The organism is Bradyrhizobium diversitatis (genome assembly GCF_016031635.1).
In the GTDB taxonomy this organism is placed as follows: domain Bacteria; phylum Pseudomonadota; class Alphaproteobacteria; order Rhizobiales; family Xanthobacteraceae; genus Bradyrhizobium; species Bradyrhizobium diversitatis.
In genome coordinates this window covers 1-13,700 of record NZ_JACEGD010000042.1, presented here as the reverse complement: position 1 = coordinate 13,700, position 13,700 = coordinate 1, and the positions used below count along the sequence as shown (strand labels likewise).

The following is a 13,700-nucleotide window of genomic DNA, read 5'->3' as shown; positions in this document are numbered from 1 at the left end:
CGAGCCCCGGAATGACGTCGCCCTCTAACACCCCGTTGCCGCATTCCCCGTCGACTGGTAAACGCCGCGCATGGCCGAGAAACCCAAAAAACCCCAGAAACTGAAGGCGCGCCTGCCGCGCGGGCTCGAGGATCGTGATCCCGCTGCGATCCGGGCGACGCGCGAGATGGTCGAGAAGATCCGCGCCGTCTACGAGCTCTACGGTTTCGAGCCGGTGGAGACGCCGGCGATGGAATACACCGACGCGCTCGGCAAGTTTCTGCCCGACCAGGACCGTCCGAACGAGGGCGTGTTCTCGTTCCAGGACGACGACGAGCAGTGGATCAGCCTGCGTTACGACCTGACCGCGCCGCTGGCCCGCTACGTCGGCGAGCGCTACGGTACCGACGCTTTGATCTTGCCGTACCGCAGCTACCGCGTCGGCTACGTCTTCCGCAACGAAAAGCCCGGCCCCGGCCGCTTCCGCCAGTTCATGCAGTTCGATGCCGACACGGTTGGCTCGGCGACGCCGGCGGCGGACGCCGAGATCTGCATGATGGCGGCCGACACGATGGAGGCGCTCGGCATCGCACGCGGCCAGTATGTGGTGAAGGTCAACAACCGCAAGGTGCTCGACGGAGTTCTGGAAGCCATCGGGCTCGCCGGTGACGAGAACGCAGGCCGCAGGCTGACCGTGCTGCGCGCGATCGACAAGCTCGACAAGTTCTCCGCCGACGAAGTGCGCAAGCTGCTGGGTCCCGGACGATGGGACGGCGGTGAAGAAGGGAAAGGCGACTTCACCAAAGGCGCCAACCTGAGCGCGGCGGAAGCTGACGTTGTTCTCGCCATCACCAAGCCGCGCGACGATTGGAAAGAGGCCATTGCTGCGGCGGAAGCTTACCTTGCCAAGAGCCAAGTCGGTCAGGCCGGCGTCAGCGAGCTTGAAGAGATTGCCAGGCTGGTGACGGCGTCGGGTTATGGTGCGGATCGCATCAAGATCGACCCTTCCGTCGTCCGCGGCCTCGAATATTACACCGGCCCCGTCTACGAGGTCGAACTTCTGCTCGACACCAAGGACGAGAAGGGCCGCCCAGTGCGCTTCGGCTCGGTCGGTGGCGGCGGGCGTTACGACGGTCTCGTCTCGCGCTTCCGCGGCGAGCCGGTGCCGGCGACCGGATTCTCGATCGGCGTGTCGCGCCTTCAGGCCGCGCTGACGCTGCTCGGCAAGCTGGATACGCGGCCGGAATTCGGCCCTGTCGTCGTCACCGTGTTCGACCGCGACCGCGTCGCCGACTACCAGAAGATGGTGGCTGCCTTGCGCACCGCCGGCATCCGCGCCGAGCTCTATCTCGGCAATCCCAAGAACATGGGCAACCAGCTGAAGTACGCTGATCGCCGCAACTCGCCTTGCGTGATCATCCAGGGATCGGACGAAAAGGCGCGCGGCGAAGTGCAGGTCAAGGACCTGATCGAGGGCGCGAAGGCCGCCGCCGCGATCGCCTCCAACCAGGAATGGCGCGAAACCCGACCGGCGCAGTTCTCGTGCAGCGAAGCCGATCTGGTGGCGAAAGTGCGCGAGGTGCTGGCGCGCCATGACGTGAGCTGGGGCTAGCTATTCGCAGGCCGCGTCATGCCCGGGCTTGTCCCGGGCATCCACGTCTTGTTTGATGGAAGAGAACGTGGATGGCCGGGACAAGCCCGGCCATGACGACAGCAGCAGAGCAGCAGGGAGACAACGATGCCTGAGATCACCATCAGCATGGCCGAAGGCCGCACCGACGAGCAGAAGGCCGGCATGATGCGCGACATCACCCAGGCGCTGGTGAAGAATCTCGGCGTCGATGCCGATGCCGTCGTCATCCAGATCAACGAAGCCCCGCTGCGCCACAAGATGAAGGGCGGCAAGACCTTCGTGGAGCGCGCGGCGGCGGCGAAGAAATAGTTTCGGCTGGCGCGGCAACCACCGCCGTCGTCCCGGACAAGCGTAAGCGCAGATCCGGGACCCATAGCCACAGGCACTGGTTATCTGACGAAGCGCTAACTCCGAATCCCCGCAACCACGACGTCTTGTGGTTATGGGTCCCGGATCGGCGCGCGCTTAGGGCGCGCTTGTCCGGAACGACATCGAGCAAGCACCATGGACGCACGCGACTTCATCAAGGCCGGCATGAGCGCCGAGCGCACGCTGGTGGTTCCGGCCGAGCGCACGGTCGGGCATTTCGTGCCCGGCATGCCGTTTGTTTATGCGACCCCGATGATGATCCTGGAGATGGAGATGACGGCGGGCGATGCGATCCGCGCGGCGCTTCAGCCGGGCTGGGTCACCGTAGGTACCGAGGTCGACATCCGCCATCTCGCCGCGGCGCTGGTCGGCGCGACGGTGCGGACCACGGCGAAGGTGGTTGCGGTCGAGCGCCGCGTCATCCGCTTCGAGGTCGAGGCCTTCGAGGGCACGCGCAAGCTCGGCGAGGGCCGCCATGCCCGCGGTCTCGTCAATGTCGAGATGTTCAACAAGCGGCTGGGAGCGTAGCGCGCCACCTGTTTACTTCGCGAGCTCCCTCGACCGCTGCGTCGCCGCCGCGACCGCGCGGATCATGAGATCGCGCAGGCCGGCCTCACCCATGAGTACGCCGAGGGCCGCGGCGGTGGTGCCGCCGGGCGAGGTGACGTTCTGGCGCAGCGTGGCCGAGGGAAGCTCCGACTGGTGCAGCAACTCTCCGGAGCCGGCGACGGTCTCGCGAGCGAGCTTCGTCGCCAGCGCTTCGGGCAGGCCCGCTTCCACACCGGCGCGGGCGAGCTCCTCGGCGAGCAGGAACACATAGGCCGGCCCCGAGCCCGACACGGCGGTGACCGCGTCCATCAGGGCTTCGTCCTCGACCCATTCCACCGCGCCGGTGGCGCGCAGCAGCGCATCGGCCACGGCACGCTGGGCGGCGCTTACGTCCCGGGCTGCGACCGCAACGGTGATGCCGCGGCCGATCGCCGCCGGCGTGTTCGGCATCGCGCGCACCACGGCGCCGCCGCAGACTTCGGCAAGCGAGGCGATCGTGGTGCCCGCCATGATCGAGACCACCGAGGTCCTGTCCGAGACGAACGGTTTCAGCCTGGCGCCGGCCTCGCGGAACATCTGCGGCTTCACCGCGACGACCAGCGTCTCGACGAGGCCGGCGGTCTTCACATCGGGATTGAGCACGACGCCCTTGGCGGCGAGCGCGGATATCTCGGGCGCAATGTGCGGATCGATCACCGCGACGCGACGCGGATCGAGCCCGCCTGCCAGCCATCCCGTCAGCATCGCGCCACCCATCTTGCCGGCGCCGGCGAGCAGGATGGTGCCGGTGACGTTTTGGAGAGGATTGTTTGCCATCGCCGTTGCCACACACTCAGGCGTCATCCCCGCGAAGGCGGGGATCCATAACCACAGGCGGTTCTAGTGGATCGAGGTGTTGGCAACAAGCCGCGTGCCACAAGTGGCCATCACGCGGTATGGATCCCGGATCGGCGCGCGCTTGGGGCGCGCTTGTCCGGGATGACGCAGGGAGGGAGCTGCGGCTCCCCATGCATTGCGAGCTCTATGCCTCTCCGACCGTGTCGAACATCGCCGCGTCCATGGCTTGCGCGGTGGTTTTGCCGGCCCACACCACGAACTGGAACGCCGGGAAGTAGCGCTCGCAGGCGTGGATGGCGCCGGCGAGCATGGCCTCGCATTGCGCGGTCGAGGCGGTGAGGCCGCCCGGCAGCACCAGGGCCTGGCGGTGCATCACCATGCCGGTGTTGGTCCACAGATCGAAATGACCGACCCACAGCTGCTCGTTGACGGCAGCGACGAGCCGCTGCACCTCGCCGCGGCGCGCGAGCGGAATCTTCATGTCGAAGGCGCAGGCCAGATGCAGCGCCTCGATCTCGCCCATCCAGGTGAAGGAGAGCTGGTAGTCGGTCCATTGTCCCTTGGAGACAATCGTGAGTTCGTCTTCGCCGGAGCGTTCGAACGGCCAGTTGTTGCTGGCAGCGATATCCTCGACCACCGCGAGTGGATGGCTTCTGGAATCGATAGTGCCTTCGAGCAGGGACATGCCGTCTCGACCTCTTGCCTTCTTGTTGTCTTTGATACGCACGCGGTTGGGCCCGGCGCGCGCTCCCTAAACGTCGCTGCGGCGATCCCTAGGGTCGCTCTCGCGAGCCCCTCGGATCAGCGCGGGCCTGTCGCGGATCAAGTGATGTGATTTGCGGAATCTGCGCAACGGGGTCGCGAGTCCGTCCACAAGCCAGGACTCGTTCGTCCACAGCTCATCTCCGCCACAATTCTTAACGTTGGAGGTCCCAACTCCGGGTCGAGGAGAACAAACCGGAATCAGATTCCCTGGGAGCGCCGCCAATCGCGAGTTCCGGCGCGGGCCGGCGCCACGAGGGCCTCGACCCCGGCATGGGAGCATGCGCTTTGCCCATGCCGAACGCGCTTGCCGCGACTGCGCGAGGGCGGCATATTTCCGGTCAGGCCGTTCATCCCGGACGGCCGATGTTCTCAGGGCGGGGTGAAAGTCCCCACCGGCGGTAAGGGCCGAAAGGCCTAAGCCCGCGAGCGCCTTCCCCCAGGTATCCTGAAAAGGATCTTGCCGAAGGGAAGGGTCAGCAGATTCGGTGCAACTCCGAAGCCGACGGTTAAAGTCCGGATGAAAGAGAACGGTCGGTGGCAGACGCATCGCAAGGTGCGGCTGTTTGTCGTTCCGTGTGCCCTGATTCTGGTCCTTAACTGAGGAAAGCCATGAATCAGATGTTGCAAGATCCCCAAAACGAAACGTCCCAGACGACGCAGCCGCCGGTTCCCGTGGACCCGCCGGCCATCGAGCATCCGCGCTTCGCAAAGCCGCAGCGGGTGGCCTTCGTGCAGGCCTGCTGGCACCGCGACGTGGTCGCGGAGGCCCGCATCGCCTTCATGAGGGAAGCCGAGGCGCGTCACCTCACCCATGTCGACGTGTTCGAGGTGCCGGGCTCGTTCGAGATCCCGCTGCACGCGCAGGTCCTCGCCAAGACGCGGCGCTACACCGCGATCGTCGCCGCCGGCCTCGTCGTCGACGGCGGCATCTACCGGCACGAATTCGTCGCCGACACCGTGATCAAGGCGCTGATGGATGTGCAGCTCCGCACCGAGGTGCCGGTGTTCTCCGCGGTGCTAACCCCACAGCAGTTCCACGAGACCGAGGTGCACTACGACTTCTTCCGCAAGCATTTTGCCATCAAGGGCGTCGAGGTCGCGGCAGCCTGCGCGGAGACGTTGCACGGCCTGGAGCGACTGCGCGGCCAGGTCGCGGCGGGGATCGTGGGGTAGGATGCCTCTCCCTCTCCCCGCTTGCGGGGAGAGGGTCGGGGTGAGGGGGAATCTCCGCGGGGACGGTGAGAGCTGGACTCGCGGAGAGTCCCCCTCACCCGGAATTTGCTGTCGCAAATTCCGGCCTCTCCCCGCAGGCGGGGAGAGGCGAAGAAAATCAGTCGAACAGGCTCGACACCGACTCTTCCGCGGCGGTGCGCGCGATCGCGTCCGAGATCAGGCTGGCGATCGGCAGCGTGCGGATGTTCGGCGCCTTGGTCACCGCCTCGGTCGGAAGGATCGAGTCGGTAATCACGAGCTCCTTCAGCCTGGAGTTGGTGATGCGGGCGGCCGCCCCGCCCGAGAGCACGCCATGGGTAATGTAGGCGTAGACGTCCTTGGCGCCCTTGGCGATCAGCGCGTCGGCCGCGTTCACCAGCGTGCCGCCGGAGTCGACGATATCGTCGACCAGGATACAGCTGTAGCCGGAGACGTCGCCGATCACGTTCATGACCTCGGACTCGCCGGGACGCTCGCGGCGCTTGTCGACGATCGCGAGCGGGGTGTTGATGCGCTTGGCGAGGCCGCGGGCGCGGGCCACGCCGCCGACGTCGGGCGAGACCACCATCACCCTGCCGAGGTCGAAGCGTTCGCGGATGTCGCGCACCATCAGGGGCGCAGCGAACAGATTGTCGGTCGGGATGTCGAAGAAGCCCTGGATCTGGCCGGCATGCAGGTCGAGCGTCATGACGCGGTCGACGCCGGCATGGGTGATCAGATTGGCGACGAGCTTGGCCGAGATCGGCGTGCGCGAGCCGGACCGGCGGTCCTGCCTGGCATAGCCGAAATAGGGAATCACTGCGGTGATGCGGCGCGCCGAGGAGCGGCGCAGCGCGTCGGTGATGATCAGCAGCTCCATCAGATTGTCGTTCGCTGGAAACGAGGTCGACTGAATGATGAAGGCATCCGAACCGCGGATGTTCTCCTGGACCTCGACGAAGATCTCCATGTCGGCGAAGCGCCGCACCACCGCCTTGGTCAGCGGCATGTGGAGCCCTTGCGCGATGGCCTGTGCGAGAGCCGGATTGGAGTTGCCGGCGACGAGCTTGATGGAGCCGTTCTTGCCCGACATGGACGCTTCCTCCCGCGCTTTGCTGGATACGACGTTCAACATCAGAAAATACCCACTGGAAGCACGGTTACGACGGGCGAGGAAATATCAGGCCGGAGGCTGCAATGGCAACCCGGGATGCTACGTTTTCCCTTTGAAAATCCAGAGTCGGGTCAACGGCTTGGCCGCAACTTGAGGCCGTGGTTTAGCGGGGGTTATTGCTCGGCATAGCCGAGGGCCGAGGCCGGCATGTCCGACCGCGGAGCGTCCTTGATGACGCTCGCCACCGCCGGTCCGCGCAAAGAGGGAGCCGCACCCGGTGCATCCGGCGTTCCGTTGATCATGTTGGAAAGTCCGCTGAATCCGGCCTGGGCGATCTTCCGCAGCACGAGGTCGTCGGCGGCCGCCCAAGCATCACGTGTCGCGTCGCGGCCGCCCTTGGCCGAGGTCGGTTCCTCGCCGGAGAGGCGCAGCGCCCGCTGCTGGTTGGCGTCGTAGACGTCCCAGACCCAGGCGATCACGGTCTTGCCGCGCACCACCTGGGCAGAGAGGTAGCTGCGCACGCGGTAGGCGGCCGTGCCCTCGCGGGAGACCACGGACAGGCTGCGCAGCTTGGATTCGCTGTCGAGCACCCCGACCATGCGGTCGAACACCTGCGGCGGCGGTCCGTCGATGGATTCGAACGCCACCGTGGCGCCGCTGCCGCCGCTCGGCGCCATCGCATAGGAATTGCCCGGCGCGTTGCCGCCGGCGCAGCCGCCAAGCGCAGTCGCAGCCGCCAGCAGCATGGCCGCCAGCACGCGCGATCCCGCGCGGCGCAGAAAAGATGACGCTTCCCTCATTATGGAGGGCAGCGATATCGTTAAAATCGATTAACGTCTAGGGCGGCGGCGCCACAAGCTGCCGTCATTCCGGGGCGCGCCACTCGGCGCGAGCCCGGAATCCATTCCTCCCCGTACATTGCTGCACGATGGATTCCGGGTTTTCGCTTCGCGAGCCCCGGAATGACGCGGAGTTGCCCCTGTGTTCACCCTTCCAGCGCGATGGCGTGAACGTGCCGGCCGTAGTCGGGCTCCTTGCGATGCACCGAGCGGCGATAGCTGAAGAAGCGTTCGTCGGCATAGGTGTCGAGGCCGAGATCGTCGATCATCAGGATGCCCGCCATGTCGAGCCGCTTGCGGATGAAGCCGGCGAGATCGAACATCGCGTGGCCCTCGCGCACCGACGGGATGAAGAACATCGCGTTCTCGGCGTCAGCCTCGATGAAACGCGTCACGAACTCGTTGCCGACTTCGTAGCTGTCCTGCCGGATCAGGGGGCCGATCGCGGCGATGATGCCGCCGCGCGTTGCGCCGAGCGTCTCCATCGCCGAGATCGTCGCTTCCAGCACGCCCGTGAGTGCGCCCTTCCAGCCGGCATGCGCGCCGCCGATCACGCGCGCATTGGGATCGACGAACAGCACCGGCCCGCAATCGGCAGTGGAGACGCCGAGCGCGATGCCCGGCGTCTTCGTCACCAGCGCGTCGCCCCTGGGCCGCGGCCCGTTCGGCCACGGCGCATCGGCCACGAGCACGTCGGGCGAATGGGTCTGGTGCAGGCTGAGGAAGCGCTCGGGCGCGACGCCGACATGCTCGGCCATGCGGCGGCGGTTCTCTGCGACGAGGGCCTGATCGTCATGGGAGCCGAGCCCGCCGTTCAGCGCGGAATAGATGCCGCCGGAGACGCCGCCTTCGCGGGTGAAGAAGGCATGGCGCAGGCCGGGCACGGCGGACAGCAGCGAGGAAGCAAGCGTCATGAGGTCTCTCCGGCCCGTTCGAGATCGCTGAGGCCGGCAAGGCCCGTCAGCCGCGGCTCGGAGATACCGAGCACCTTGAACATCGAGCCCATGCCGCCGCGCCCGGTATCGGTCAGGCGCTTGAGCGCGACCGAAATGTCGGTGGCGACTTCGGGTGTCGCCTTCTGCATCAAGGCCGCGGCGCGGGTGTCGATGCCGATACGCTTGAGGAAGTCGCCTTGCGTTACCGGGCCGTGCACGCGGGCGCCGACATCCTCGGCCGCGCGCGCCAGCGCCTGGAAGTCGACATGGGCGGTGACGTCGGCCTGGCCCGGGGCTTTCAAGGGATCGGCGAAGCTGTGGCGCACGATGGCCTGGAAGGTGTCGCCGGCATCGCTGCGCAGATGGCCGTAGTCGATGATGAGCACCGCGCCGTCCTGGTCGCGCACGCGCGTGGCGAGCTTCATGATCTCGCCGTCGGGCCGCCACTCGTAGACCGCCCCGATGGGGGCCGCGCGCACCAGAGGCGGCAGCAGCACCTCGAAGCGCGGTGTCGGCTCCGGCGCCGCGCCGAACTGAAGCTTGCCGGTGGGGTCGATCTCGATCACACGCTCGTGCCAGCCGTTCTCGAGCCTGACCATCTGGCGGACCGGCAGCACGTCGAAATATTCGTTGGCGAGGATGATGCTTGGGCCGTCCGGTACGTCGTCGATGCCGTCGTGCCAGGTGATGTTGCGCACGGCGGATAGCGTCGCCGCCTGTCGTTCGCGCAGCACCGGATTGACCTCGACCATGTGGATATGGAGCGCCTGGTAGAGCGGCGGCAGCACGCGCAATGCGCGCAGCGCGTCCGCCATCATGGTGCCGCGGCCGGGGCCGAGCTCGATCAGTCGCAAGAATTGCGGCGAGCCCATGTGCTTCCAGACCGAGGCGGTCCACAACCCCAAGAGCTCGCCGAACATCTGGCTGATCTCGGGGGCGGTGGTGAAGTCGCCCTCGCGCCCGAGCGGATCGCGCGAGACGTAATAGCCGTAGCGCGGATGCATCAGGCACAATTCCATGTACCGCCAGACCGGCATCGGGCCTGAGGATTTGATCAGCGCCTTGATCTCGTTCAGGAGCGGCGAGTCGGTCACGGCTGTCTTCTCGAAATGAACTAACGAATGGCTTGGAGGGGCTTCGCCGCCCCCCGCCTGACAGCCCATACAATAAGTATCGCGCCGACGATAAGCATCGGGATCGACAACAGCATGCCCATGGTTAACCCGCCCCAGAGGAAACCGAGCTGCGCGTCCGGCTCGCGGAAATGCTCGCCGGCGATGCGGGTCAGACCGTAGATCAGGATGAAGGCGCCGAGGATCATGCCGGGGCGCTTCAGCGCGCCGAAGCGGATCATGATCGCGAGCACCGTGAACAGCAGGATGCCCTCCATGCCCGCTTCGTAAAGCTGGCTCGGATGGCGCGGCAGCTGCGTCGGGTCGTTGGGGAAGACCATCGCCCAGGGCAGGCTCGGGTCAGTGGCGCGGCCCCACAATTCGCCGTTGATGAAATTGGCGATTCGTCCGAGCAGCAGCCCGACCGGGGCGACGGCGGTGGTGATGTCGCCGAGCGACAGGATCGGGATCTTGTTGCGATAGGCAAACCACATCACCGCGACGACGCAGCCGAGGAAGCCGCCGTGGAAGGACATGCCGCCCTCCCACAATTTGAAGATCGCGGCGGGATGATCGATGAAGAAGGGCAGGTTGTAGAACAGCACGTAGCCGGTGCGGCCGCCGAGGATGATGCCGAGCGTGACCCACAGGATGAAGTCGTCGATCTGCACCAGCGAGATCGGCGCCGGTCCGCCCCACAGGCGCTGGTTCTTCAGGAGCGAGCGCGCATAGAGCCAGCCGAACACGATGCCGCAGATATAGGCCAGCGCATACCATCGGATCGCGAATGGACCGATCTCGATCGCGATCGGCTTGAAGGCGGGAAAGTCGCGCAAAGTTTATCGGAGGCCGAGATGACCCAGACCAGCAACCGGTTGTTCGACGAGATCGGCCGCCTGATGAACGACGCCGCCGGTGCCGCCCAGGGCGTCAAGCGCGAGTTCGACACCGTGATGCGCACCCAGGCGGAAAAATTCCTGCGCGACATGGACCTCGTCAAGCGCGAGGAGTTCGAGGCGGTCAAGGACATGGCGCGCCTCGCGCGCGAGGAGAACGAAGCGCTGAAGGCGCGGATTGCAGCGCTGGAGGCCAAGCTCGGGGGGTAGGTTCTTGCCGTCATTCCGGGGCGATGCGCAGCATCGAACCCGGAATCTCGAGATTCTCAGGTGCGCAATTGCGCACCCTAGTTCGGCCGCTATCGCGACCGCCCCGGAATGACGGCAAGCTAGGCACGGCCTATCAGCCCATTCTCCTTGTCATTTCCGCATCTTCCGGGTAAAAGCCCGCCACGTTCGCGGCCCCCGCACCCCTGGAGGCTTGCTGCGGATGATGCCATGGGCCGCGCTGCGGCCCATTAACTTTTGCAAAAACAAGGACTTAACGACATGGCGACGACCGTCAAGGAATTGAAGGCGACCGCACGTCCGAAGAGCGGCAAGGGGGCCGCCCGGGCTGAGCGTCGCGCCGGCAGAGTGCCCGGAGTGATCTACGGCAACAACCAGCCCCCGCTGACGATCTCGGTCGAAGATCGTGAACTGCGCCAGCGCATCCTCGCCGGCCGGTTCCTGACCACGCTGGTCGACATCGACCTCGAGGGCAAGAAGCACCGCGTGATTCCGCGCGACTACCACCTCGATCCGGTCAAGGATTTCCCGATCCATGTCGACTTCATGCGGCTCGGCGAAGGCGCCACCATCCGCATCAGCGTTCCCCTGCACGTGGTGAAGGCTGAAACCTCCCCGGGCGTGAAGCGCGGCGGCACGGTCAACATCGTCGCCCACGCGATCGAGCTCGAATGCGGCGCCGAGAGCATTCCGCAATACATCGAGGTCGATGTCGGCTCGCTCGAAATCGGTCACTCGCTGCATCTGTCGGACGTCAAGCTGCCGGCCGGGGTGAAGGCGCTGACCCGCGAGGACGCGACCCTCGTCACCATCGTGCCGCCGTCCGGCTACGCCGAAGAGCAGAAGGCCGCGGCTGCGGCGGCTGCCGGTGGCGCGGCTCCGGGCGCTGCGGCAGCTCCGGCGGCTGGTGCGGCTGCTCCGGCTGCTGCTGCTCCGGCGGCGGCTGCCAAGGCTCCCGCCGGCGGCGACAAGAAGAAGTAATCTCTCAAGGCTGGCGCGCGGTCCTTGATCGCGCGCCGAGCGAGGGGCGCGCCGCGTCATGCGACTCTTTGTTGGGCTCGGCAATCCCGGCGCGAAATACGCACGTAACCGGCACAATATCGGCTTCATGGCCGTCGACGAGATCGCGCGGCGTCATGGCTTTGCGCCATGGCGCCGTCGTTTTCAGGGCGAGACTTCGGAAGGTGCGCTGGGCACTGAGCGCGTGATCCTGCTCAAGCCCATGACCTACATGAACGAGTCCGGTCGCAGCGTTCAGGAAGCGGCAGGCTTCTTCAAGATCGCCGAAGGCGACGTCACCGTGTTCCATGACGAGCTCGAGCTGCCGCCGGGCAAGGTGCGGGTGAAGATCGGCGGCGGCATCGCCGGCCACAACGGCCTGCGCTCGATCTCGGCCCATATCGGCAACGACTATCGCCGGGTGCGGCTCGGCATCGGTCATCCCGGCGTCAAGGAACTGGTGCACGGCCACGTGCTGTCGGACTTCGCCAAAGCCGACAACGAATGGGTGGCGACGCTCTGCGACGCCGTCGCCGAGCACGCCGCGCTGCTTGCCAAGGGCACGGACGCGACCTTCGCCAACAGGGTGCATCTCGCCATGCAGGCGAAGGGTTTTTTGACCAAGGACGAGAACGGCAAGGAATAGGGTCGCCGTTTTCTCCGTCATGCCCGGACAGAAGCGCGAAGCGCGTCTTCGCGCTAGATGTTCCGGGCATCTACGTTCTTCGTTCTGCGCGTCACGGCGTGGATGGCCGGGACGAGCCCGGCCATGACGAATACGGATAGAGGATACCATGGGATTCAAATGCGGGATCGTCGGATTGCCCAATGTCGGCAAGTCGACCTTGTTCAATGCGCTGACCGAGACGGCCGCGGCGCAGGCCGCGAACTATCCGTTCTGCACCATCGAGCCGAATGTCGGCGAGGTCGCCGTGCCCGATCCGCGGCTGGAGAAGCTCGCCGCCATCGCCAAGTCCGGCCAGATCATTCCGACGCGGCTGACCTTCGTCGACATCGCCGGCCTCGTGCGCGGCGCTTCCAAGGGCGAAGGCCTCGGCAACCAGTTCCTCGCCAATATCCGCGAGGTCGATGCCATCGCGCATGTGGTGCGCTGCTTTGAAGATTCCGACATCACCCATGTCGAGGGCAAGATCGCCCCGCTCGCCGACATCGAGACCATCGAGACCGAGCTGATGCTCGCCGATCTCGACAGCCTCGAGAAGCGCGTCGACAATCTCACCAAGAAAGCCAAGGGCAACGACAAGGACGCCAAGGAGCAGCTCGATCTCGTCAACCGCACCCTGGTGCTGCTGCGCGAGGGCAAGCCCGCGCGCCTCGTCGAGCGCAAGCCCGAGGAGGAGCGCGCCTTCTCCATGCTCGGCCTGCTGTCGTCCAAGCCCGTGCTCTATGTCTGCAACGTCGAGGAAGGCTCGGCCGCGACCGGCAATACGTTCTCGAAGGCCGTGCAGGAGCAGGCCGCCAAGGAAGGCGCGGTTGCCGTCGTCATCTCCGCGAAGATCGAATCCGAGATCGCCACCATTTCCCGCGAGGAGCGGGCGGAGTTCCTGGAGACGCTGGGGCTGGAGGAAGCCGGCCTCGACCGCCTGATCCGCGCGGGCTACACGCTGCTCGACCTCATCACCTACTTCACCATCGGCCCGAAGGAAGCGCGCGCCTGGACCATCCATCGCGGCACCAAGGCGCCGGCCGCGGCCGGCGTGATCCATACCGACTTCGAGAAGGGCTTCATCCGCGCCGAGACCATCGCGTATGAGGACTACGTCGCGTTCGGCGGCGAAGCCGGCGCGCGCGATGCCGGCAAGCTCCGCCTCGAAGGCAAGGAATACGTCGTCGCCGACGGCGACGTGATGCATTTCAGGTTCAATACGTAAGCACCAACATCGGCGCCGTAGGGTGGGTTAGACGAGCATATGCGCGAAGCGCATCTGCTCGGTGTAGTCGTCCGTGAAGAGCGGCTAAGCGATTGAGCTAGAATCGCATTTGTCTTTGTGGGCTGTTTTGCGATTGCAGGGTTTTGATGCTTGGGGCATCGGAACCTTGCAATTTCATTTTCAGGATTCCGTCGAATCGCCAGTCATGATTCCGTCGTCGCATCGGAGGTGGCGATGCGACCGAAGAAGCACAGGACGACGGAATCGGGCGATCTGTTCCGGGCCAGGCTGGACCAGATCATCAATATGAAGCACGAGCTGGTTCAGCTTGCCGGCAAGGTCGATTGGGACTGGATCGACGG

General features: G+C 65.7%; 15 protein-coding genes and 1 riboswitch. Of the genes, 8 read left to right on the top strand and 7 right to left on the bottom strand.

What is annotated here, in order from left to right:
• The first annotated feature begins 70 nt into the window (after window positions 1–70).
• The 3 genes from hisS to H1B27_RS33430 all read left to right on the top strand — a co-directional run bounded on the left by hisS (window position 71) and on the right by H1B27_RS33430 (window position 2,509).
• Window positions 71–1,591: a histidine--tRNA ligase gene (hisS, locus tag H1B27_RS33440; RefSeq protein ID WP_197968971.1), complete on the top strand. Its 1,521-nt coding sequence runs from the start codon at window positions 71–73 to the stop codon at window positions 1,589–1,591.
• Window positions 1,592–1,717: 126 nt separating this feature from the next.
• Window positions 1,718–1,921: a tautomerase family protein gene (locus H1B27_RS33435; RefSeq protein ID WP_025033847.1), complete on the top strand. Its 204-nt coding sequence runs from the start codon at window positions 1,718–1,720 to the stop codon at window positions 1,919–1,921.
• Between the two features lie 195 nt (window positions 1,922–2,116).
• The gene (locus tag H1B27_RS33430) at window positions 2,117–2,509 is read left to right on the top strand and encodes a thioesterase family protein (protein ID WP_061877435.1); all 393 of its coding nucleotides are present in this window, start codon (window positions 2,117–2,119) and stop codon (window positions 2,507–2,509) included.
• A gap of 12 nt (window positions 2,510–2,521) precedes the next feature.
• Here H1B27_RS33430 and proC read toward each other — a convergent pair whose 3' ends face one another.
• Together proC and H1B27_RS33420 are read right to left on the bottom strand one after the other, a co-directional pair.
• Window positions 2,522–3,346, bottom strand: a complete 825-nt coding sequence (proC, locus tag H1B27_RS33425) for a pyrroline-5-carboxylate reductase (RefSeq protein ID WP_197968970.1) — start codon at window positions 3,344–3,346, stop codon at window positions 2,522–2,524.
• 205 nt (window positions 3,347–3,551) lie between these two features.
• Entirely contained in the window at window positions 3,552–4,052 is a 501-nt protein-coding gene (locus H1B27_RS33420; RefSeq protein WP_128923607.1) for a type III secretion system chaperone family protein, read from the bottom strand.
• A gap of 441 nt (window positions 4,053–4,493) precedes the next feature.
• Window positions 4,494–4,665: riboswitch (FMN riboswitch) on the top strand.
• 76 nt (window positions 4,666–4,741) lie between these two features.
• Here H1B27_RS33420 and H1B27_RS33415 point away from each other — a divergent pair.
• On the top strand, window positions 4,742–5,305 hold the full coding sequence (locus tag H1B27_RS33415) for a 6,7-dimethyl-8-ribityllumazine synthase (protein WP_061877438.1): 564 nt from the start codon (window positions 4,742–4,744) through the stop codon (window positions 5,303–5,305).
• 157 nt (window positions 5,306–5,462) lie between these two features.
• Here the strand turns inward: H1B27_RS33415 and H1B27_RS33410 are convergent, their stop codons facing one another.
• The 5 genes from H1B27_RS33410 to lgt form a co-directional block, all read right to left on the bottom strand.
• Window positions 5,463–6,416, bottom strand: coding sequence for a ribose-phosphate pyrophosphokinase (locus H1B27_RS33410; protein WP_061877498.1), 954 nt, complete (start codon window positions 6,414–6,416; stop codon window positions 5,463–5,465).
• Window positions 6,417–6,610: 194 nt separating this feature from the next.
• Entirely contained in the window at window positions 6,611–7,237 is a 627-nt protein-coding gene (locus H1B27_RS33405) for a hypothetical protein (protein ID WP_197968969.1), read from the bottom strand.
• A 185-nt stretch (window positions 7,238–7,422) separates the two neighbouring features.
• Window positions 7,423–8,190 (bottom strand): peptidoglycan editing factor PgeF, encoded by a 768-nt coding sequence (gene pgeF / locus H1B27_RS33400; RefSeq protein ID WP_197968968.1) that lies wholly within the window; start codon window positions 8,188–8,190, stop codon window positions 7,423–7,425.
• The gene (locus tag H1B27_RS33395; protein ID WP_197968967.1) at window positions 8,187–9,305 is read right to left on the bottom strand and encodes a class I SAM-dependent methyltransferase; all 1,119 of its coding nucleotides are present in this window, start codon (window positions 9,303–9,305) and stop codon (window positions 8,187–8,189) included. Before H1B27_RS33395 ends, pgeF begins: the two co-directional genes overlap by 4 nt.
• A gap of 20 nt (window positions 9,306–9,325) precedes the next feature.
• Window positions 9,326–10,159 carry a prolipoprotein diacylglyceryl transferase gene (lgt, locus tag H1B27_RS33390; protein ID WP_197968966.1) on the bottom strand — a complete coding sequence of 278 codons (834 nt, stop codon included), beginning with the start codon at window positions 10,157–10,159 and terminating at the stop codon, window positions 9,326–9,328.
• 18 nt (window positions 10,160–10,177) lie between these two features.
• On the opposite strand from lgt, the gene H1B27_RS33385 reads away from it, so the two are divergent.
• The 4 genes from H1B27_RS33385 (at window position 10,178) to ychF (ending at window position 13,338) form a co-directional block, all read left to right on the top strand.
• Window positions 10,178–10,429, top strand: a complete 252-nt coding sequence (locus H1B27_RS33385) for an accessory factor UbiK family protein (protein ID WP_194391531.1) — start codon at window positions 10,178–10,180, stop codon at window positions 10,427–10,429.
• A 279-nt stretch (window positions 10,430–10,708) separates the two neighbouring features.
• The gene (locus tag H1B27_RS33380) at window positions 10,709–11,428 is read left to right on the top strand and encodes a 50S ribosomal protein L25/general stress protein Ctc (RefSeq protein WP_061877444.1); all 720 of its coding nucleotides are present in this window, start codon (window positions 10,709–10,711) and stop codon (window positions 11,426–11,428) included.
• A 58-nt stretch (window positions 11,429–11,486) separates the two neighbouring features.
• Window positions 11,487–12,092: an aminoacyl-tRNA hydrolase gene (gene pth / locus H1B27_RS33375; RefSeq protein WP_061877445.1), complete on the top strand. Its 606-nt coding sequence runs from the start codon at window positions 11,487–11,489 to the stop codon at window positions 12,090–12,092.
• A gap of 148 nt (window positions 12,093–12,240) precedes the next feature.
• Entirely contained in the window at window positions 12,241–13,338 is a 1,098-nt protein-coding gene (ychF, locus tag H1B27_RS33370; RefSeq protein WP_197968965.1) for a redox-regulated ATPase YchF, read from the top strand.
• Window positions 13,339–13,700: the final 362 nt, after the last annotated feature.